The sequence below is a fragment of the Mycolicibacterium novocastrense genome (assembly GCF_001570485.1).
GTDB classification, from domain to species: domain Bacteria; phylum Actinomycetota; class Actinomycetes; order Mycobacteriales; family Mycobacteriaceae; genus Mycobacterium; species Mycobacterium novocastrense.
Genome location: NZ_BCTA01000093.1, coordinates 291,020 through 309,374, shown reverse-complemented (window position 1 = coordinate 309,374; position 18,355 = coordinate 291,020). Strand labels below are relative to the sequence as shown.

Annotated in this window: 20 protein-coding genes; 11 read left to right on the top strand and 9 right to left on the bottom strand. The window is 68.1% G+C overall.

The features are described from left to right. Positions 1–12: 12 nt before the first annotated feature. From RMCN_RS28380 to RMCN_RS28370, 3 genes are read right to left on the bottom strand one after another with little or no spacing between them, the layout of a single operon-like run. Positions 13–1,506, bottom strand: coding sequence for an ATP-binding protein (locus tag RMCN_RS28380; protein WP_064413276.1), 1,494 nt, complete (start codon positions 1,504–1,506; stop codon positions 13–15). Then, positions 1,506–3,173, bottom strand: a complete 1,668-nt coding sequence (locus RMCN_RS28375) for an NAD(P)/FAD-dependent oxidoreductase (protein WP_067396259.1) — start codon at positions 3,171–3,173, stop codon at positions 1,506–1,508. Before RMCN_RS28375 ends, RMCN_RS28380 begins: the two co-directional genes overlap by 1 nt. After that, positions 3,145–3,861, bottom strand: coding sequence for a hypothetical protein (locus tag RMCN_RS28370; protein WP_234787816.1), 717 nt, complete (start codon positions 3,859–3,861; stop codon positions 3,145–3,147). The genes RMCN_RS28375 and RMCN_RS28370 overlap by 29 nt, the downstream gene beginning before the upstream one ends. 320 nt (positions 3,862–4,181) lie before the next feature. On the opposite strand from RMCN_RS28370, the gene RMCN_RS28365 reads away from it, so the two are divergent. The 9 genes from RMCN_RS28365 to truA all read left to right on the top strand — a co-directional run bounded on the left by RMCN_RS28365 (position 4,182) and on the right by truA (position 10,267). After that, on the top strand, positions 4,182–5,411 hold the full coding sequence (locus tag RMCN_RS28365) for an alpha/beta hydrolase family protein (protein ID WP_407937592.1): 1,230 nt from the start codon (positions 4,182–4,184) through the stop codon (positions 5,409–5,411). Positions 5,412–5,658: 247 nt separating this feature from the next. Next, positions 5,659–5,880 carry a translation initiation factor IF-1 gene (gene infA / locus RMCN_RS28360; RefSeq protein ID WP_003418601.1) on the top strand — a complete coding sequence of 74 codons (222 nt, stop codon included), beginning with the start codon at positions 5,659–5,661 and terminating at the stop codon, positions 5,878–5,880. 38 nt (positions 5,881–5,918) lie between these two features. Continuing rightward, positions 5,919–6,032 (top strand): 50S ribosomal protein L36, encoded by a 114-nt coding sequence (rpmJ, locus tag RMCN_RS28355; protein ID WP_003879483.1) that lies wholly within the window; start codon positions 5,919–5,921, stop codon positions 6,030–6,032. Between the two features lie 145 nt (positions 6,033–6,177). Next, positions 6,178–6,552, top strand: coding sequence for a 30S ribosomal protein S13 (rpsM, locus tag RMCN_RS28350; protein WP_064345640.1), 375 nt, complete (start codon positions 6,178–6,180; stop codon positions 6,550–6,552). Positions 6,553–6,558: 6 nt separating this feature from the next. Then, complete coding sequence (gene rpsK, locus RMCN_RS28345) at positions 6,559–6,975, top strand: 30S ribosomal protein S11 (protein ID WP_064345641.1); 417 nt, start codon at positions 6,559–6,561, stop codon at positions 6,973–6,975. 21 nt (positions 6,976–6,996) lie between these two features. Continuing rightward, positions 6,997–7,602 carry a 30S ribosomal protein S4 gene (gene rpsD / locus RMCN_RS28340; protein WP_064413278.1) on the top strand — a complete coding sequence of 202 codons (606 nt, stop codon included), beginning with the start codon at positions 6,997–6,999 and terminating at the stop codon, positions 7,600–7,602. Positions 7,603–7,677: 75 nt separating this feature from the next. Then, positions 7,678–8,730, top strand: a complete 1,053-nt coding sequence (locus RMCN_RS28335) for a DNA-directed RNA polymerase subunit alpha (RefSeq protein WP_064399044.1) — start codon at positions 7,678–7,680, stop codon at positions 8,728–8,730. A 63-nt stretch (positions 8,731–8,793) separates the two neighbouring features. Next, positions 8,794–9,390 carry a 50S ribosomal protein L17 gene (rplQ, locus tag RMCN_RS28330; RefSeq protein ID WP_064413279.1) on the top strand — a complete coding sequence of 199 codons (597 nt, stop codon included), beginning with the start codon at positions 8,794–8,796 and terminating at the stop codon, positions 9,388–9,390. Positions 9,391–9,397: 7 nt separating this feature from the next. Beyond that, complete coding sequence (gene truA / locus RMCN_RS28325) at positions 9,398–10,267, top strand: tRNA pseudouridine(38-40) synthase TruA (protein ID WP_067396256.1); 870 nt, start codon at positions 9,398–9,400, stop codon at positions 10,265–10,267. On the opposite strand, the gene RMCN_RS28320 is transcribed toward truA, so the two are convergent. The 4 genes from RMCN_RS28320 to RMCN_RS28305 all read right to left on the bottom strand — a co-directional run bounded on the left by RMCN_RS28320 (position 10,264) and on the right by RMCN_RS28305 (position 13,517). Beyond that, entirely contained in the window at positions 10,264–10,959 is a 696-nt protein-coding gene (locus RMCN_RS28320) for a cutinase family protein (RefSeq protein WP_064413281.1), read from the bottom strand. The two genes, truA and RMCN_RS28320, sit on opposite strands and share 4 nt — an antisense overlap. Before the next feature lie 63 nt (positions 10,960–11,022). Beyond that, the gene (locus tag RMCN_RS28315; RefSeq protein WP_064413282.1) at positions 11,023–11,682 is read right to left on the bottom strand and encodes a cutinase family protein; all 660 of its coding nucleotides are present in this window, start codon (positions 11,680–11,682) and stop codon (positions 11,023–11,025) included. Positions 11,683–11,708: 26 nt separating this feature from the next. Further along, positions 11,709–12,461, bottom strand: coding sequence for a cutinase family protein (locus RMCN_RS28310; RefSeq protein ID WP_067396353.1), 753 nt, complete (start codon positions 12,459–12,461; stop codon positions 11,709–11,711). 39 nt (positions 12,462–12,500) lie between these two features. Further along, positions 12,501–13,517: an EamA family transporter gene (locus RMCN_RS28305; RefSeq protein WP_064413283.1), complete on the bottom strand. Its 1,017-nt coding sequence runs from the start codon at positions 13,515–13,517 to the stop codon at positions 12,501–12,503. A gap of 77 nt (positions 13,518–13,594) precedes the next feature. Here RMCN_RS28305 and RMCN_RS28300 point away from each other — a divergent pair, with 77 nt between their 5' ends. Together RMCN_RS28300 and eccB are read left to right on the top strand one after the other, a co-directional pair. Continuing rightward, on the top strand, positions 13,595–14,152 hold the full coding sequence (locus RMCN_RS28300) for a CGNR zinc finger domain-containing protein (protein WP_064413284.1): 558 nt from the start codon (positions 13,595–13,597) through the stop codon (positions 14,150–14,152). A 44-nt stretch (positions 14,153–14,196) separates the two neighbouring features. Further along, entirely contained in the window at positions 14,197–15,588 is a 1,392-nt protein-coding gene (gene eccB, locus RMCN_RS28295; RefSeq protein ID WP_067396252.1) for a type VII secretion protein EccB, read from the top strand. Here eccB and mycP read toward each other — a convergent pair. Continuing rightward, positions 15,556–16,908: a type VII secretion-associated serine protease mycosin gene (gene mycP, locus RMCN_RS28290; protein ID WP_082680778.1), complete on the bottom strand. Its 1,353-nt coding sequence runs from the start codon at positions 16,906–16,908 to the stop codon at positions 15,556–15,558. The genes eccB and mycP overlap by 33 nt on opposite strands. Beyond that, positions 16,905–18,248: a type VII secretion integral membrane protein EccD gene (gene eccD, locus RMCN_RS28285; RefSeq protein WP_084377818.1), complete on the bottom strand. Its 1,344-nt coding sequence runs from the start codon at positions 18,246–18,248 to the stop codon at positions 16,905–16,907. Before eccD ends, mycP begins: the two co-directional genes overlap by 4 nt. Positions 18,249–18,355 lie beyond the last annotated feature (107 nt).

The window sequence follows — 18,355 nt, the reverse complement described above, 5'->3', positions numbered from 1 at the left end:
GGATATTCCTGCTTATCCGGCCGTGACCGGAAGCTCCGTCGGCGTCGGTGCCTCGGGGGCGGGAGCGACCAGCGGCAGGTCGATGGCGAACCGGGTGTCGCCCGGTGCGGACCTGACCCGGATGTCGCCGTGGTGCTTCTCGACGATGATGCGCCGGGCGAGGTCGAGGCCCAGGCCGGTGCCCTGGCCGAACGGTTTGGTGGTGAAGAACGGGGTGAAGATGCGGTCGATGTTGTCTTCGGCGATGCCCTGGCCGTCGTCGCAGATCTCGACGCGGATCATCTCGTCGTTCACGCGCGAGGTGCGGATCGTCAGCGTGCCCTCGTAGTTCATCGCCTGGATCGCGTTGTCGATGATGTTCGTCCAGACCTCGTTGAGTTCGCCTGGGTAGCACAACAATTGAGGCAGCGTGGTGTCCTTTTCCCACACCAGTGCAACCGGCCTGTCCTTGCCCACCTTGTCGCCGAAGATGGTCTTGATCGTGCTGTGGATCAGCTCGTGGACGTTGGCGGCCTGATACTCGCTGCGGTCCATCTGGGAGTACTGCTTGGCGCCGGCCAGCAGCGCCGAGATCCGCTTGCTGGCGTCGGCGATCTCGTTCATCCGCAACTCGGCGTCGATCGTGTACTTCAACCAGCCCAGCGCGCTCTGCAGCGTGGCGGAGCAGTCGACGTCGTCGATCGAGGCCTGCACGCGTTCGAGCCAGTCCAGGTCGAGGCCCGCCTCCACGAACGTCGGTGCGTAATCCCACGCGCTGGCGATGCCGCGGCTCTCGAGCCAGTCGCCGATCTGCTCTTCGGAGTCGGACAGCTCCAGCGCAGTGAGCTCCTGCGCCTTCGACTTGGCGACCTGCTCGGCGACCTCTTCCTGGATCCGCACCAACACCCGCAGCGCTTCGGGGGTGAACTGGCCGTCGGCCAACATCGCGAGCTTGTGCCGCATCTTGCCGACGCCCTCGCGCAGGTCGGCGACAGCACGGGCCGCGGCAGCCGCGGGATTGTTGAGCTGATGGGTCAGGCCCGCGGTGATGGTGCCCAGAGCCAGCAGCTTCTCGCGCTGACCGAGGATCTGGCTCTGGCGACGGCCGCCGACGCGGTGGCCCTCGAGCAGGTGCACGGCCATCGGGAACTCCGACTGCATGAACTTCGCGAACGCGTCGGCGTCGAGCACGAAGAACCGGGACGGCCTCGTCACGCGGACCGACGCCTCGTAGAGGTGCTCCTCGCCGGGCACGTAGGCCGACCAGGCGCCGCAGTACACCCCGCGCTGCGAGGTGCGGCCCGTCTCGATGTCCACCCCGCCCGAGCGTTTGGACATCACCAGTTCACCGTCGAGCAGGACGTAGAAGCAGGTCGCCGGGTCGCCTTCGGTGCACACCGGACCGGGTTCGAACGTGGCAATATGCCCGTTGTCGCACAGAACCTGCAATTGGCGGTCAGAGAGCGCCTCGAACAGGAACAGCGTCCGCAGCTCGTCCGGTAGGCACCGGGGTTCGTTGTCGCCCATCACGCCTCCGCCAGATATCGGTGCACCAACATCACCGCCATCGACCCTTCGCCGACGGCGGCCGCCACCCTCTTGGCGGATTCGGAACGCACATCTCCTGCAACAAACACACCGGGCACGCTTGTTTCCAGGTGGTGCGGCGGACGGTCCAACGTCCAACCGGCGACGTCGCGCAGATCGGGCCCGGCCAGGATGAAACCGTGGTCATCGCGGGCGATGCCGGCCTGTTCCACCCAGTCCGTGCGTGGTTGGGCCCCGATGAAGATGAACATGCGCCCACAGGTGTGGTCCTCGCGCACCCCGGTCTGCAGATTCTCCAGGCAGATGCGTTCCAGGTGGCCGTTGCCTTCGACCTTGTGCACGGCGGTGTGCGGCAGTTCGCGGATGTTGTCGGTCGCCCTGATCTGCTGGATCAGGTAGTAGGACATCGAGTCCTCGAGCGTGCGGCGGCAGACGATGCTCACCTTCTTCGCGGTTCGCGACAGGAACATCGCGGCCTGTCCCGCGGAGTTGGCGCCGCCGATGACGAAGACCTCCTCGTCCTCGCATTCGGCGGCGACCGACGAGGTGGCTCCGTAGTAGACGCCCGCGCCGGTGAGATCCGCGCAGCCCTCGGCAGGCAACTGGCGGTACTCCACACCCATCGCCAGGATCACGGCCCGCGTCCCGATCGATCGGCCGTCGGGCAGATGGACGGTGCGGGCGTTGCCGTCGATCTCGAGCGCGGTGACCTCGGCCGCCGTGATGAGCTCGGCCTCGAACTTCTCGGCTTGTCTGCGGGCCCGCTCGGCGAGTTGAGAGCCCGAGACGCCGTCGGGAAAGCCGAGGTAGTTCTCGATCCGCGAGCTCTGCCCGGCCTGCCCACCCGTGGCCGTGCGCTCGATGAGCACCGTCTTGAGGCCCTCGGAGGCGCCGTAGACCGCCGCGGCCAGACCCGCCGGGCCGCCGCCGATGACGACCAGATCGTAGAAGTCCTCCGAGGGTGTGATCGACAGACCGAGCGTCGCGCCGAGTTCGGCGTCGTCCGGCGCGACCAGCGTCTCGCCCTGTTCGGTGACCACCACCGGAAGCGTCAGCCCGTCGAGACCCGCGGCGTCCAGCAGCTGCCTGCCCTTGGGTTCGTCGGCGCGGAACCACGTGTAGTAGAGCCGGTTGCGCGCGAGGAACTCGCGAACCTCCGAGGATCGCGCGTTCCACGGGTGCCCGATGATCTTGGTGTGTGGGATCGCACGGTCGCCGGTCTCGCGCCAGGCCTCGATCAGCGCGTCGATCACCGGATAGAGCTTCTCCTGCGGCGGGTCCCACGGTTTGAGCAGGTAATGATCGAGGTCGACGACGTTGATCGCGTCGATCGCGGCGTGCGTGTCGGCATACGCGGTCAGCAGCACGCGGCGGGCCATCGGGAAGATGTCCATCGCCTCTTCGAGGAACTCGATCCCGCTCATCTGCGGCATCCGGTAGTCGGCGACGAACACCGCGACGGTCTCACCGCGCAGTTTCAGTTCGTTGAGCGTCTCGAGCGCATCGGGGCCGTTCTCGGCGCGCACGATGCGAAATCCTTCGCCGTAGTGGCGCCGCAGATCGCGGGCGACCGCGCGCGACACCGCCGGATCGTCATCGACGCTCAAAATGACGGGTTTACGGGGCTGGGGCGAGGGGCCGGTCATCGCGTACAAGTATGCGCCCATCGTCCCACCGATACCCGGGTGACGGCCGCGACAGCCGACGGGTCCGCTGGGTCCGCTGCGCTATGCCCCGCATCATCTTCTGCTCCATCACGAAATGCGGTATGTCGAACCAGGAATGGCCCACCGCGCCCCCGCTGCCGCGCACAATCAGGCGGGTCCGTCCCACTTCCGGGCGGAGCACGAAAGACCAGCAGCCCGAGGCTTTTTCGCCCCGCTGCAGGCGCTCGAAGTCGGCTGGCGACACCAGCACGAGATGTGATCGGGGTTTCACGTCCGCCACGATCTGCCGGGCCCCGGGACCGTACCGGCGGGCCAGCCAGATCGTGTCGCCGACCTGCAGCTCCTGCCACTCGGGATGGATGACCGCGGCGTTGTGTACATCCGCCCCGACGGCACGCTCCAGCACCGAATAGCTGTAGAAGCCTCCGCGGTCCTCGCCGATCTGAGCCAGCCAGGGCCACACGTCGTCGCGTGTGGCGGCGATGGACACCGCCCGGGTGGTCCGTGGCGTGTCGGGATCGACCAAATCGTCACCCGGCAGTGTTGCGGTGATCTCGTCTTCACGGGCGCCCCAGGTGTATATCCACGGCTGTACGTGGGCTTTGTAGAGGGCGGCGATACCGACCGCGGCCATCACATCTGCCAGGATTGGTCTTTGCTTACCCATCGTTTGCTCCTAGCGGGTGGTGTGCGCGGCGGGATTGCCACTTCTCATCGGACCACCGGCCGCCGGCGGTGACTAGGGACCGAAGTCACCTCGCAGCAGCAAAACGACGTAGGCCATGTTATCGGGGCCGCCACATTGGCCGTGCAGAGTGGTGGGCGCCACTTTGCGCCAAACAGTCGGTGCCGAAACCGGCTGAGCACTAGCACGATTACCCGCCTCAGGGGCCCTGTGTCGGCCGGATCCGTGCACGGACAGGTGACCAATGGCTCTAAAGGGACGACGGCTGCGTGGCTACTGTCGGAGGTGTGGGAACAGACGACATCGGTATCGGCGCCGACGACGGCGCACGGACTCCGCACCGCTCCACCGTGCCGCGGATACAGGCGCCGCTGCGCAACGTGGTGCAACCGCTGACGAGAACCGGCGGCTACTACGCGCGATCATGGCGTGATTACCTCCACGACGGCCGTGACCAGACGCCGACCGTGCGACCGACGGTCGCGTTGGCCGCCGAGGCGTTCCGCGACGAGGTGGTGCTGCTCGGGCTGCGAGCCCGGCGTCCGCTCAGCGATCCGCGGGCCTTCGACCGAATCCATGGGGAAGTGGTGGCGGCGCTGGACTTCTACGGACAACGTGGCAGCCTCGACGATCCGGCGGCGTTCTTCGCTGCGCCGGGGCCGCCGAGCGACCTGGACATCTCGCCGGTGCGTCGCCGCAACCGCTCCTATCACCGGTTGCGCTGGACCAGCGGGTACCGGCCGGACCCCGATGAACCCGGTGCCGACCGCTGGCTGGGCTACGACGCCGTTTCCCGCGGCTACGGTTTGCTGCTGCGCCACCCCGAGCCGCGGCCGTGGCTGGTGTGCGTCCACGGCACCGAGATGGGCCGCGCGGCAATCGACCTGGCGATCTTCCGGGCGTGGTACCTGCACGACGAGTTGGGTCTCAACGTCGTGATGCCGGTGCTGCCGATGCACGGTCCGCGGGCCAAGGGGCTGCCCAAGGGTGCGGTGTTCCCCGGTGAGGACGTCCTCGACGACATCCACGCCACCGCGCAGGCGGTGTGGGACGTTCGCAGCCTGCTGTCGTGGATCCGCCGCCAGCAGCCGGGAGCGCCGATCGGCGTGTACGGCCTGTCGCTGGGCGGCTTCATCGCGGCGTTGGTGGCCAGCCTCGACGACGCCCTGGAATGCGCGGTGCTGGGCGTGCCGGTCGCCGACCTGGTCGGCCTTTTGGCGCGCCACTCCGGCATGGGCAGCGACGATCCGCGGATGGAGACGATCAGGCTGGCCGCCCCGCTCGGCCGGATGATCTCGCCGCTCTCCTTACCGCCGCAGGTCCCGATGGCCGGCCGCTTCATCTACGCGGGCATCGCCGACCAGGTGGTCCACCCTCGCGAGCAGATTGACCGGCTGTGGGATCACTGGGGACAACCCGACATCCAGTGGTACCGCGGCGGGCACACCGGCTTCTTCCGGTCCCGGCCGGTGCACCGGTTCCTCACGGCCGCGTTGGTGCAATCAGGTCTCGTCCGCGGGATCGACGCATAAGGCGACCGGCCCGCGACGGCAACGGGGTGACGGCGGCCGTTCCGTCGCGATTTTGGGCCCGGCCCGTGGGCGAGTACCATGGATCAACGGTGCGACGATCGCGCCGACTCTTTGCGTGCCCTGTTCAGGAATTTCTGGCTACTGGCTCACGTTCTGTGGTCGGAAGCGTTTGCTGCGCCGCAGCAGTATCCGCCGCCCGCGGCGGGAAGGCGCCAACGATCAGGACACGGAGGATCTCCGAAAGACAATGGCCAAGAAAGACGGTGCCATAGAGGTCGAGGGTCGCGTGGTCGAACCCCTGCCCAATGCGATGTTCCGCATTGAGCTGGAGAACGGACACAAGGTCCTTGCCCACATCAGCGGCAAGATGCGGCAGCACTACATCCGCATCCTGCCCGAGGACCGCGTCGTGGTGGAGCTGTCTCCCTATGACTTGTCCCGGGGCCGCATCGTTTACCGGTACAAGTAAAAAAACAGACACTTCAGAAGAACAGGATCGAACGAGCCGTGAAGGTGAACCCGAGCGTCAAGCCCATTTGCGATAAGTGCAGGGTGATCCGCCGGCATGGGCGGGTCATGGTGATCTGCTCTGATCCGCGCCACAAGCAGCGCCAGGGTTAGAACCCCCGCGCAACACAACTGAATGACGAACTCCCAGTACCACTGAGCGGATGCGCCGCTCACCAACGTCCGGCACGGAGGCCGGACCCCATTTGAGGGAACGGACTGGGACAAGACCTCCGCATAGAAGAAGGAACACCGCCTGATGGCACGTCTCGTGGGCGTCGACCTCCCGCGCGATAAGCGCATGGAGATCGCCCTGACCTATATCTACGGCGTCGGCCGTACCCGCTCCCAGGAGATCCTGGACGCCACCGGCATCAGCCGGGATCTGCGCACGAAGGACCTGACCGATGATCAGGTCACCCAGCTGCGCGACTACATCGAAGCCAACCTCAAGGTGGAGGGCGATCTGCGCCGCGAGGTGCAGGCCGACATCCGCCGCAAGATCGAGATCGGCTGCTACCAGGGTCTGCGGCACCGCCGTGGGCTTCCGGTGCGCGGCCAGCGGACCAAGACCAACGCGCGCACCCGCAAGGGCCCCAAGCGCACCATCGCCGGCAAGAAGAAGGCCAGGTAATCGACGATGCCACCCGCCAAAAAGACCGCGGCCGGCCCCAAGAAGGGGCAGAAGACCCGTCGCCGGGAAAAGAAGAACGTCCCGCACGGTGCCGCGCACATCAAGAGCACGTTCAACAACACGATCGTGACGATCACCGACCCGCAGGGCAACGTCATCGCCTGGGCGTCGTCGGGGCACGTGGGCTTCAAGGGCTCGCGTAAGTCCACGCCGTTCGCCGCGCAGCTGGCCGCCGAGAACGCCGCCCGCAAGGCGCAGGAACACGGCGTGAAGAAGGTCGACGTGTTCGTCAAGGGCCCGGGCTCGGGCCGCGAGACCGCGATCCGGTCGCTGCAGGCCGCCGGCCTCGAGGTCGGCGCGATCGCCGATGTCACGCCGCAGCCGCACAACGGCTGCCGTCCGCCGAAGCGGCGCCGGGTCTAGTAGGACGAGGAGAAACAGACTATGGCTCGTTACACCGGACCCGCGACCCGCAAGTCACGCCGCCTCGGCGTGGACCTGGTCGGCGGCGATCAGTCGTTCGAGAAGCGCCCCTACCCGCCCGGCCAGCACGGTCGCGCGCGGATCAAGGAGAGCGAATACCGCCTGCAGCTGCAGGAGAAGCAGAAGGCCCGCTTCTCCTACGGCGTGATGGAAAAGCAGTTCCGTCGCTACTACGAGGAGGCCAACCGGCTGCCCGGCAAGACCGGTGACAACCTGCTGCGCATCCTGGAGAGCCGGCTGGACAACGTCATCTACCGCGCAGGCCTGGCCCGCACCCGCCGGATGGCGCGGCAGCTGGTCAGCCACGGCCACTTCCTGGTCAACGGCGTCAAGGTCGACATTCCGAGCTACCGGGTGTCGCAGTACGACATCATCGACGTGAAGGAAAAGTCGCTGAACACCGATCCGTTCGTGATCGCCCGGGAGACCGCGGGTGAGCGGCCGATCCCGTCGTGGCTTCAGGTCGTCGGTGAGCGCCAACGCATCCTGGTGCATCAGCTTCCGGAGCGTGCGCAGATCGACGTACCGCTGTCCGAGCAGCTGATCGTCGAGCTGTACTCGAAGTAAGGCTTCCCGCCGCCCGGATGGCGGCTGGAGTACGCGGCATCAAATAGCGGGTGCCGTGAAGGAGGAAAGAAACACATGCTGATTTCTCAGCGCCCTACACTGTCCGAAGACGTCAAGGCCGAGAACCGCTCCCAGTTCGTCATCGAGCCGCTGGAGCCCGGTTTCGGTTATACCCTTGGCAATTCGCTTCGGCGCACACTGCTGTCGTCCATCCCGGGCGCGGCGGTCACCAGCATCCGCATCGACGGCGTGCTGCACGAGTTCACCACGGTGCCTGGAGTCAAGGAAGACGTCACCGACATCATCCTGAACCTCAAGGGCCTGGTCGTCTCGTCGGAAGAGGACGAGCCGGTCACCATGTACCTGCGCAAGCAGGGTCCGGGTGAGGTCACCGCGGGGGACATCGTTCCGCCCGCCGGTGTGACGGTGCACAACCCCGAGATGCACATCGCCACCCTCAACGACAAGGGCAAGCTCGAGGTCGAGCTCGTCGTCGAGCGCGGCCGCGGTTACGTCCCCGCCGTTCAGAACAAGGCCTCGGGCGCCGAAATCGGCCGCATCCCGGTCGATTCGATCTACTCGCCGGTGCTCAAGGTCACCTACAAGGTGGAGGCCACCCGTGTCGAGCAGCGCACCGACTTCGACAAGCTGATTCTCGACGTGGAGACCAAGAACTCGATCACGCCGCGTGACGCGCTCGCTTCGGCGGGCAAGACGCTGGTCGAGTTGTTCGGTCTGGCACGTGAACTCAACGTCGAGGCCGAGGGCATCGAAATCGGTCCGTCGCCGGCCGAGGCCGATCACATCGCCAGCTTCGCGCTGCCGATCGACGATCTGGACCTGACGGTGCGGTCGTACAACTGCCTCAAGCGCGAGGGTGTGCACACGGTGGGCGAATTGGTCGCCCGCACGGAGTCCGACCTGCTGGACATCCGCAACTTCGGTCAGAAGTCCATCGACGAGGTGAAGATCAAGCTGCATCAGCTGGGTCTGTCGCTCAAGGACAGCCCGGCCAGCTTCGATCCGTCCGAGGTCGCCGGCTACGACGTCGCCACCGGCACCTGGAACAGCGATGCGGGCTACGACCTGGACGACAACCAGGACTACGCCGAAACCGAACAGCTCTAAAGAAGCCAGTCCGTCCCGGCCCTACCTGATACGGGGGTCGGCCCCACATAGGAGATAGTCGCAATGCCCAAGCCCACCAAGGGACCTCGTCTCGGCGGCGGGTCCGCCCACCAGAAGGCGCTGCTGGCCAACCTGGCCACGTCGCTCTTCGAGCACGGCCGGATCAAGACGACCGAGCCGAAGGCGCGGGCGTTGCGGCCCTATGCGGAAAAGCTCATCACGCACGCCAAGAAGGGCACGCTGCACAACCGGCGTGAGGTGATGAAGAAGATCCGCGACAAGGACATCGTGCACACGCTGTTCGCCGAGATCGGCCCGTTCTACGCCGACCGCGAGGGCGGCTACACCCGCATCATCAAGGTCGAGAACCGCAAGGGCGACAACGCCCCGATGGCGGTCATCGAGCTGGTGCGGGAGAAGACGGTGACCTCGGAGGCCAACCGTGCTCGCAGGGCCGCGGGCTCCAAGACCGAGCAGCCCGTCGCCGCCGCGTCCGCTCCGCAGGCCGCGGTCGAGCCGGAAGCGGCCGAAGGTCCCACCGAGGAGGAATCGGTCGAAGAGGCCAAGGCCGAGTCGAGCGAGGTCGAGGCTCCGGCTGACGAGGCCCCGGCTGACGAGGCCCCGGCTGACGAGGCCGACAAGGATGACGACAAGTCCTGAGGACGTCATGAGCGAGCCCGCCATCGAATCCGGTGGCGGGCTCGTTCGTCTCCGGCTCGACATCGCCTACGACGGAACCGAGTTCGCAGGCTGGGCGGTCCAGGCAGGACAGCGCACCGTGGCCGGTGTCCTCGAAGAGGCGTTGTCGACGGTGTTCCGCACCGCGGTGGTGGCGCGGGCGGCGGGTCGCACCGACGCCGGTGTGCACGCCACCGGTCAGGTCGCTCATGTCGACGTGCCCGAAGAGGCTCTGGCGCACGCCTATCCGCGTACGACGCGCCCCGGCGACAGCGAGTTCCTGCCGCTGGTGCGGCGGCTCGGCCGGTTCCTGCCCCGAGACGTCCGCGTGCTCGACGTCGAGCGTGCCGCCCCGGGCTTCGACGCCCGCTTCTCTGCGCTGCGCCGACACTACGTCTATCGACTGTCGACGGCGCCATACGGTGTCGAACCGCACGAGGCGCGCTATGTGACCGCCTGGCCCCGCCCGCTCGACGTGGACGCGATGGCCGAGGCGTCACGAAAGCTGCTCGGACTGCACGACTTCGCGGCCTTCTGCCGGTACCGTGAGGGTGCGACCACCATCCGTGACCTTCAGCGCCTGGACTGGTCGCGTGAGGGGACGCGGGTCACCGCCCATGTCAGCGCCGACGCCTTCTGCTGGTCGATGGTCCGCTCGCTGGTCGGCGCGCTGCTGGCCGTCGGTGAACACCGTCGCGAACCCGATTGGTGCGCAAGCTTGTTGGCGGCCGATCGAAGGTCCAGCGAGTTCGCGGCCGCACCGCCGCAGGGGTTGACCCTCGTGGGCGTCGACTATCCGCCCGACGATCAGCTCGAAGCACGGACCAAGGTCACCCGCGACCTGCGGGTGGTCGACTAGATCCGTGCGGCGATGAAGTCGGCCGCCTGGTTGACCATCCCCGCATTGACATACGCGCGCGCCGCATGGTCGGGCCAGTTGCCCTCCCAGGTCTTCGGCTCGGCGGGGTTGCAGATCGGGTCGGCGCCGTGGCACAGCTCGATGGTGCGCTCGCCGTACAGCGGGCTGAAGTTGGTGATCGGACCGGCCCATGCGATGCCGTTGCCGAACAGCGCGACGGCGGCGATGTGGCGATCCATCCCGGGAGGCAGCGGCTTGTCGAACCCGAATGCGGCGATGGGTGCGGCCAGCACGACGTCGGTCACCGCGGCGCCCAACGAGTATCCGCCCAGCACCAGTCGGGTGTCGGGGCACCGTGCCGCCATGTCCTGGATCCGTGAGCTCATGTCGTTGGCGCCGATGTCGATCTCGTAATCGGCCGGATAGCTCACGGAGTAGAGGTTGATGTTCTTTCCGCTCTTGCTGCGCAGCGCACTGATGAGCGCGTTGCCGATCACGCCGGCACCGGGCGACTCGGTGCGACCGCGCGCGAAGATGAGCTCCGCCTGTGGGCATGACTGCGCGGCGGCGACGGACAGAAGGCCCGGGGTTGCCTGGGTGACGGGCGCGATCAGCCCTGCTACCGCGAGTACGACCGCCCCGATGAGCAGCGTCCCCCGGCGCCCCAAGCAGCGAACAAGATCGTTTTGCACTCCGCCGATCCTATAGGAACTAATCAACGCCGACGAAGGTAATCGACAGCGGTCGCCGCGACCTCAGACCAGCCGCGCCACGAAATTCGCAGCCTGATTCGCCATTCCGCGTCCGACGTAATCGCTGTGGGCGAACGGATTGCGGCCGCGGGAACAGATCGGGTCCCCGTCGGTGCAGAGGTCGATCGCCCGCCCACCGAAGATCGGCGCCGTGGTGATCGGGTTTCCGAACTTGGTCGCCGGGTTGCCGAAGACGGCCACGGCGGCGACATTGGGTGCGACGTTCGGAGGCAGCACCGGGCCCAGCGCGCCGATCCGGTTGCCCAGCGGCGGGATGCCGGCGAGCATGTCGACGACGGCCGCGCCCTGAGAGAACCCACCCAGCACGATGCGCGAGTTCGGACACGACTGTGCGGTGTTGGTGACGAAGGCCGCCGCGTCGGCGGCGCCGTCGGCCGCCATCATGAAGTCGTAGGTGGCCGGGTAGGCCACCCCGTAAGCCGACAGGGTGCGGTCCCCGAGTTGCGGGCGCAGGGCCTCGACGAACGCCTGGCCGACGCGGCCGATGCCCGGGGGTTCACCGGTGCCGCGGGCGAACACCACTGTCACATCGGAGCAGCCTTGTGCCGAGGCAACCGTTGGCGCCAGGAGCGAGAAGGTCAGTCCGATGGCCGCGATGACGGCGGTGCCGGCGACCCGACGACGAAGGCGAGCGAAATCCACGGGACGAGATGATATCCCGCGTGGCGTCAGACCAGGCCAGCGACGAAGTTCGCCGCCTCCTGGACCAGTCCGGCGCTCACGTAGTCGTTGTGCGCGAACGGGTTACGGCCCTTCGAGCAGATCGGGTCGCCGTCCTTGCACAGGTCGATCGCGCGGCCGGCGAACACCGATTTGGTGATCGGGTTGCTGAATTTGGTGGCCGGGTTGCCGAACACCGCCACGGCGGCGACGTTGGGTACCAGGCTGCCCGGCAGCGGGGGAGCCGAGCCGATCGATCCGATCTTGTTGCCGAGCGGCGGCACACCGGCCAGCATGTCGACGACCGCGGCTCCCTGCGAGTACCCGCCGAGCACGATGCGGGTGTTCGGGCATTGCTGCGCCAGCATCGCGATGCGGTTGGTGGCGTCGGTCGCGCCGTCGGCGGCGGCCAGGAAGTCGTACGAGGCGGGATAGTCGACGGCGTATGTGCTGATGGTGCGCCCTCCGGTCAGGCCGCGCAGCGCGTTGACGAATGCGGTGCCCGGCGTGCCGAGGCCCGGGGTGTCGTCGGTGCCGCGAGCGAAGATCACCTCGATATCGCTGCACGCGGATGTCGAGGACCCGTATCCGGGGTATCCGGGGGAGGTCGCCGCCGGTCCGGGCGCGGTGCCCGAACCATATCCGGGACTGACGGGTCCGGGGGGTGGGCCGGGCTGGGCCACCGCCAGCGGGGCCACGCCGCCGACGAGTGCGGCGACTGCGGCCGTCGCGGCCGCCAGTCGGGCCGTCTCGCGCAGCAAAGTCACGCGGACATATTCACACACCGAGGGGTCTGGGGGCTAACGCTTCGCTCGCACGGACGACTCCTCGAGCGGGCCGTCCGGCCACGTCGCCTCGGCAACCGCTTCAGAACGGTCGCCTGCGCGGGCCAGCGCGAGACCGGCCAAGACGATGGCGCCGCCGACAGCCTGCGTGGGCGTGATCGCTTCACCCAGCAGAATCCAGGCCGCTAGCACCGCGAACATCACCTCGGACAGGCCGACCAGCGACGCGAAGCGTGGCCGCAGCCGGGCGATGCCCATGATGCCCAGCGTGTAGGCCACCGCGGTGGCGATGACGCCCAGAGCGATGACCGGCACGATCCACGAGGCGGTGTGACCGGCGATGACGGTGTCGGCGGTGGTGAAGGTCAGCGGCATGATTCCGGTCAGGCCCAGGAGCGTGACCGCACCCGAGCCGACGATCAGCCCCGCTGCGGCCAGCGTGACGGGACTGATCCCGTCCCCTTCGGCCGTATAGCCTGCGTGGGCCGACATCAGGAAGTACCCGGCGGCGCAGAGGGCGGCCGCCAGCCCCCAGCCCACGCCGACCAGGTTGATGTGCGCGCCCGAGAACACGTCGAGCACCAGCATGATCCCGGCGATCGCCAGCCCGACACCGGCCAGGGTCAAGGTGGTCGGGCGTCGCCGTGTGGTGGCCCAGACCCAGGCGACGACGATGATCGGTGCGGTGTACTCCAGCAGCAGCGCGACGCCGATCGACAGGTGCGCGACGGCGTTGTAGTAGAACAGCTGCGCGCCCGCGATCGGGACCACCCCGTAGGCAAGCACGGTCGTGGGGTGGCGCAGGGCCTCGCGAATCCACCCGCGCCTGACGATGGTGGCGAAGATCGCCATCACCAGCGCGCCGCCCGCCAGCCGGGCGACGACCGCGGCGGTCGGGCTCCAGCCCGCTGTCATCAGTGCCTTCGCGAACGGGCCCGAGGAGCCGAACGCGACCGCCGAACCGACCGCCAGCATCAGCCCGAGCCGGAAGTGGTCGGCGGCGGGCCGCGTGCCGGATGCCGTCACGACCATGGTCGACCTCCGAGAAAGTGTAATGAGTAAAATGAACTACGCTCCTGACAGTAGCGACGAGAGGCGTCATGGGTCAAATGCTTTTCAGTCATGACACCGAACTCACCTTGCGGGCCGCGTGTGAACTCATCAACAGCGACCGCGTCGACGGAGAGCGGCTGGGCGACATGGCGGCGTTGAACACCTACCTCGACAGCTTCGGCTGGACGGGGCGCCGTGACCGCGACGCCGAGGAACTCGCATCGGTGCACCGGCTCCGCGACCGGCTGGGCCGGATCTGGGCCGTCGCTGACGATGAGCAACGCACGGTGGATCGGGTCAACGCCTTGCTTCGCGATACCAACGCCTCGCCGTGGCTGACCCGGCATCCGGAGATGCCCGAGTGGCATCTGCACCTGGCGTCGGTGGACGACCCGCTGTGGCAGCGGATGGGCGCGGAGATGGCGATGGCGCTGGCCGACTTGATCCGCATCGGCGAGCTGCGCCGCCTCAAGACGTGCGCGGCATCGGACTGCGAGGCGGTGCTGGTCGACTTGTCGCGAAACCGGTCGGGAAAGTTCTGCGACACCGGCAACTGCGGCAACCGCCAGCACGTGGCGGCCTACCGGGAACGTCGGGCCAGGGGAAAGCGGTGACACTCGGGACTGTCCGCAGGCCTTAGGCTTTCGGCGGGGGAGTGATGACGGGGCGATCGACCACCAAACTGCAGATCAGCGGACACCGCTTCGGGTTACGGCGCATGCGGCACGCCCTCGTGCGCGGCGACGCGCAGATGCTCGACGATCCGATGCGCGCGCAGGCACTTGCGTTGTCGGTCGGCTCGGTTCTGGCGGTCATCGGACTCGGAGTGGCCGCGGTCCTGGCGTTTCTGCAGCCCCGAGGTGCGCTCGGCGACGCCCCGATCGTGATGGTGCGCGACACCGGCGCCCTCTATGTGCGGATCGACCAGAATCTGCACCCGGTGGCGAACCTCGCATCGGCCCGGCTGATCACCGCTTCGGCGGCCAAACCTCGGCTCGTCAGCTCCTCGGCCGTCGACCGGGCGCCAAGGGGCGCGATGCTCGGCATCCCCGGCGCCCCTGACATGATCGGCGCGCCGCTGACGCACGATGAGTCGGAATGGCATGTGTGCGAAGATGATTCGTCTGTATCGACCGTCCTGGCGGGACCTGTCGGCCGGACGCACGCCGCAGCAGCCGGCATCCTGGTGAGTGCGGCGGGCGAAGGTGCGGCGACAACGTATCTGCTCTTTGACGGGCGGCGCGCGAAGGTGGATCTGCGCAATCCGGCCGTGGTGCGTGCGCTCGCGCTCGACGGCGTTGCGCCACGGCCCGTTACGCGTGCATTGCTGGACACCGTGCCCGAGGTGCCCGAGCTCGCGGCGCCCGCCATCCGCGACGCCGGGGCGCCCGCACCAGCGCCGCTGCACGGGTTGCGGGTTGGCGCCGTGATCCGCGTGCCGCAAACCGAGTCGTCGCAGCACTACGCGGTGCTGAGGACGGGAGTGCAGCGAATCGGCGTGGTGGCGGCCGATCTCATCCGGTTCACCCAGCCGCAGGACGCGCACGACATCGTCACCGTCGAGCCCGGTGCGATCGGCGCGGTCCCGGTGGTTGACGAACTCCCGGTCGGGGAGTTCCCCGAACGTGCCGGTACCGCAGTCGATCCGGTCGTCTGCGCACGGTGGCAGTGGGCGCCTGACTCGAAGTCCGTCAGCACGGGGACCGTCACCGGCGACGCCATACCCGGCAACGCCGAGTTGCGACCGGTGGGGCTGGCGCACGCCGACGCCGCAGGCGCCCGAATCGATGCCTTCGCGATGAGCGGGGGTCGCAGCGCCTACGTGCGAGCGGCGGGGGCCAGTGGTGACGGTGCACGAACCGGAACGCTGTTCCTGGTGAACGATGTCGGGGTGGCCTTCGGCATCCGGGATCGGGAAACGGCCGAGCGGCTCGGGCTGACCGGTGATCCGCTGCCCGCACCGTGGCCCCTGTTGGCGCGGCTGCCACACGGGCCGGAGCTGAGTGTCGAGGCCGCGTCAGTCGCGCACGACGGGACGGGAACGCCGTAACCGGCTGAGCGATACCGTCATTGCGACGACAACCCCGGCCACGGCCAAGCAGATAGCGGCTCCGCGGGTGGCGATACGCGCTGCGTGGCCGTCGGGTGGTTGCTGCCGCGACGGTGACACCACCGTCGGGTGGCCCGGATCCGCGGGAGCTGTCGCGCCACCGGTGACCGCGGCCAGGACGTCGACAACGCCATGACCGACACGCGGATTCCAGCCGCCCCCCGGGTGCCGCGCGGTGTCTTCGATTCGGCGCATGACCTGGCGGGCGGTCAACTGCGGCGAGCGTGACCGCAACAACGCGACGATGCCGGTGACCACGGGCGCGGCGTAACTGGTTCCCGCGAGCGGCTTCTCGCCGGTAGGGGTGGGCAGCGCGGCGACGAACCCGTCGCCGTCGCGGTCCAACGACACCACCTGCTCGCCGGGAGCGGCGACGTCGACCCAGGGCCCCGCCAACGTGAACTCCGAGGGGCCACCATCCGGGCCGATCGATCCGACCGTCAAGACATAGTCGTCGTACCAGGCCGGGCTCACCACCGCTTTGACGCCGTCCCAGTCCGGTCGCCCAGAACTTGCGGGGTTCTGATGCTCGCACTGGCCCGGTGCACCGGCATTGCCCGCGGCGGCGACCACGACGACGTTCTTCGCGTCGACCGCATACGCCAAGGCGGCGCCCAAAGGTCCGTCGTCCATCTCCGTGCCGGCGGCGACGCAGGCGACAGTGGAGATGTTGATCACGGTTGCGCCCATGTCGGCCGCGGTGCGCACCGCGCGGGCGAGAGTGTCGACATCTCCGAAACCGGATCCGCCGCGGCCATCTTCGGCGCTGAACTTCGTGCTCGACTGCCGGATGCCGATGATCGTGGCCTCGGGTGCGATACCGCTGAACGCATCGGGGGCGTCGGAATCCGCTGTGGCGGCGACGATGCCGGCGACGATCGTGCCGTGGCCGTCGCAGTCGTCGGTGCCGTCCCCGCCGGACACGTAATCGCCGCCGGGAACCAGGCGAGGCAGCAGGCGATGGCGTGACACACCGGTGTCGATCACCGCGACGGTCTGACCACCTCCGCGGGTGAGCGGCCAGACCGACCGCAGGTCCAGGTCGCGCAGTTGGCCGCCGACGTCCCCGCCCAGGGTGACCTTCTGAGCGGTCGTGCACTGCCCTGTCTGCTTTGTGGGCTGTGGCGGCGCCGGCGAGTGCGGGTGGGGGAGCAGCGAATCGTCGACACCCGGCGGCACCACCGCGGCTGCCGTAGGGATACCGGTCACCGGAGCCGATGCGAACGCGACGGCCAGTACGACGCGAAGCAGGCGCGTCACGTCAGCGCCAAGTTGCGGACGAGACCGAACAGCCCGGCGATCCAGCAGCCCAGCGGTATGACCGCGGCCAAGGCCGCGTACTCGGCCAGTTCGGCTGCGCGGCGCGCGGCCAGGCCGGGCGTGAAGCGCAGGAGCGGTATCAGGAATCCGGTCCCGGCGACAGCGGCCAGAGCTGCGAACCAGTGGGCGTGCTGACGTAATGCTGCGGCGAGGATCACGAATGCTGCTGTGAGCGCGACGAAGCCGCTCACCGCCAACGTGGTGCGACGAACAGTCCCGATATGAGTACGGATGCGCAGTAACAGCGCGGCTCCGACGGCGCCGTCGAACACCGCTGCGAGGATGGAGAACTCGCGCGCGATGGAACCATAACCGGCGGACACGGCCGCGATGGCCGCGGCGATCGACGCGCCGGCGATCATCGCTGTCAGCAGCTCGTGGGCGCGCGCCGCCTCGCTGTCCTCGATGGAGTCGGGAGGACGGTGCATGTCGTCGTCCAGCGGCCTGGGGCCGATGCGGGTGAGCGCAATGGCCAGCCGTGGAGCCGAACTCAACGTCGCCAGTGCCATCGCCGCGAGCAGTGAGCCGGCCGCCGGCCCACCGAGGTGCCATGCGACCGATGCCGCGCAGGAAGCGGTGCACAGCACCGATGTCGTGGCGATGGCGACCAGCGGCACAAGACCGCGGCCGGTGAGGCGCAGGGACACCACCGCGGTGGCCAGCCCCGCCGATGAGGCAAGCAGCAGATGCGCGGCGAGGGGACCGCCGGGTACCGCTGCGGCAGCCGTCACCGCCGCCATCATCACAGACATCACGCTGAAGGTGGTGCACATCAACGGTTCTGAGTGCGTACGCCCGCTGACGACGGCGGCGGCCAAAGCGGCGCAGGTCAGCGCACCGCCGATGAGAACCGTGCGACCAGTCGAGCCTGTGGACCACAGCAGCGTGATACCGCCGATGGCCGCGCAGACCACGCTGGCGGCGACGCACAGCATGCGCGGAATCCCGCCGGGCGCAGGTTGCCACCTGACCACCGTGCGGGTGGCATCCCAGGGGGCGAAGACGGGTTCGCAGACGTCATCGGTGCTGAGCCACAGGACGTCGCCGTCGCGAACCTGGTTGTCCGGCAATGTGAGTGACTCGTCCAGCGACGAACCGTCGATTCGGTGAAGCCGCCACCGCGCACCGGTTACCACCTCGTGGTGGTCGGGATGAACCAGCTCGAGGATCGACGGGAGCATGTCGCCCAGGCATGCCCGGCGTGGCAACGCCAGATCCACACTCTGGGTCGCGTTCGCCCCGTCGACGTGAATGCTGACTCGGCAGCCTGAACCAGCCATCGCCTCCCCCTATGACGCCGTGGGATCACCGTAACGCCGCCGACGACGGGGAGAAGACACTTCTTTCGTCGGCTGTGGATGGAACCGAATCGGTCCCCGCCGCGTCT

Coding starts and splice junctions, on each gene's coding strand:
- RMCN_RS28305 (WP_064413283.1), bottom strand. CDS start 13,517: ATGGTCGTGACGGCATCCGGCACGCGGCCCGCCGCCGACCACTTCCGG.
- infA (WP_003418601.1), top strand. CDS start 5,659: ATGGCCAAGAAAGACGGTGCCATAGAGGTCGAGGGTCGCGTGGTCGAA.
- RMCN_RS28335 (WP_064399044.1), top strand. CDS start 7,678: ATGCTGATTTCTCAGCGCCCTACACTGTCCGAAGACGTCAAGGCCGAG.
- eccB (WP_067396252.1), top strand. CDS start 14,197: ATGACGGGGCGATCGACCACCAAACTGCAGATCAGCGGACACCGCTTC.
- RMCN_RS28370 (WP_234787816.1), bottom strand. CDS start 3,861: ATGGGTAAGCAAAGACCAATCCTGGCAGATGTGATGGCCGCGGTCGGT.
- RMCN_RS28375 (WP_067396259.1), bottom strand. CDS start 3,173: ATGACCGGCCCCTCGCCCCAGCCCCGTAAACCCGTCATTTTGAGCGTC.
- rpsM (WP_064345640.1), top strand. CDS start 6,178: ATGGCACGTCTCGTGGGCGTCGACCTCCCGCGCGATAAGCGCATGGAG.
- eccD (WP_084377818.1), bottom strand. CDS start 18,248: ATGGCTGGTTCAGGCTGCCGAGTCAGCATTCACGTCGACGGGGCGAAC.
- rplQ (WP_064413279.1), top strand. CDS start 8,794: ATGCCCAAGCCCACCAAGGGACCTCGTCTCGGCGGCGGGTCCGCCCAC.
- rpsD (WP_064413278.1), top strand. CDS start 6,997: ATGGCTCGTTACACCGGACCCGCGACCCGCAAGTCACGCCGCCTCGGC.
- RMCN_RS28300 (WP_064413284.1), top strand. CDS start 13,595: ATGCTTTTCAGTCATGACACCGAACTCACCTTGCGGGCCGCGTGTGAA.
- rpsK (WP_064345641.1), top strand. CDS start 6,559: ATGCCACCCGCCAAAAAGACCGCGGCCGGCCCCAAGAAGGGGCAGAAG.
- truA (WP_067396256.1), top strand. CDS start 9,398: ATGAGCGAGCCCGCCATCGAATCCGGTGGCGGGCTCGTTCGTCTCCGG.
- RMCN_RS28380 (WP_064413276.1), bottom strand. CDS start 1,506: ATGGGCGACAACGAACCCCGGTGCCTACCGGACGAGCTGCGGACGCTG.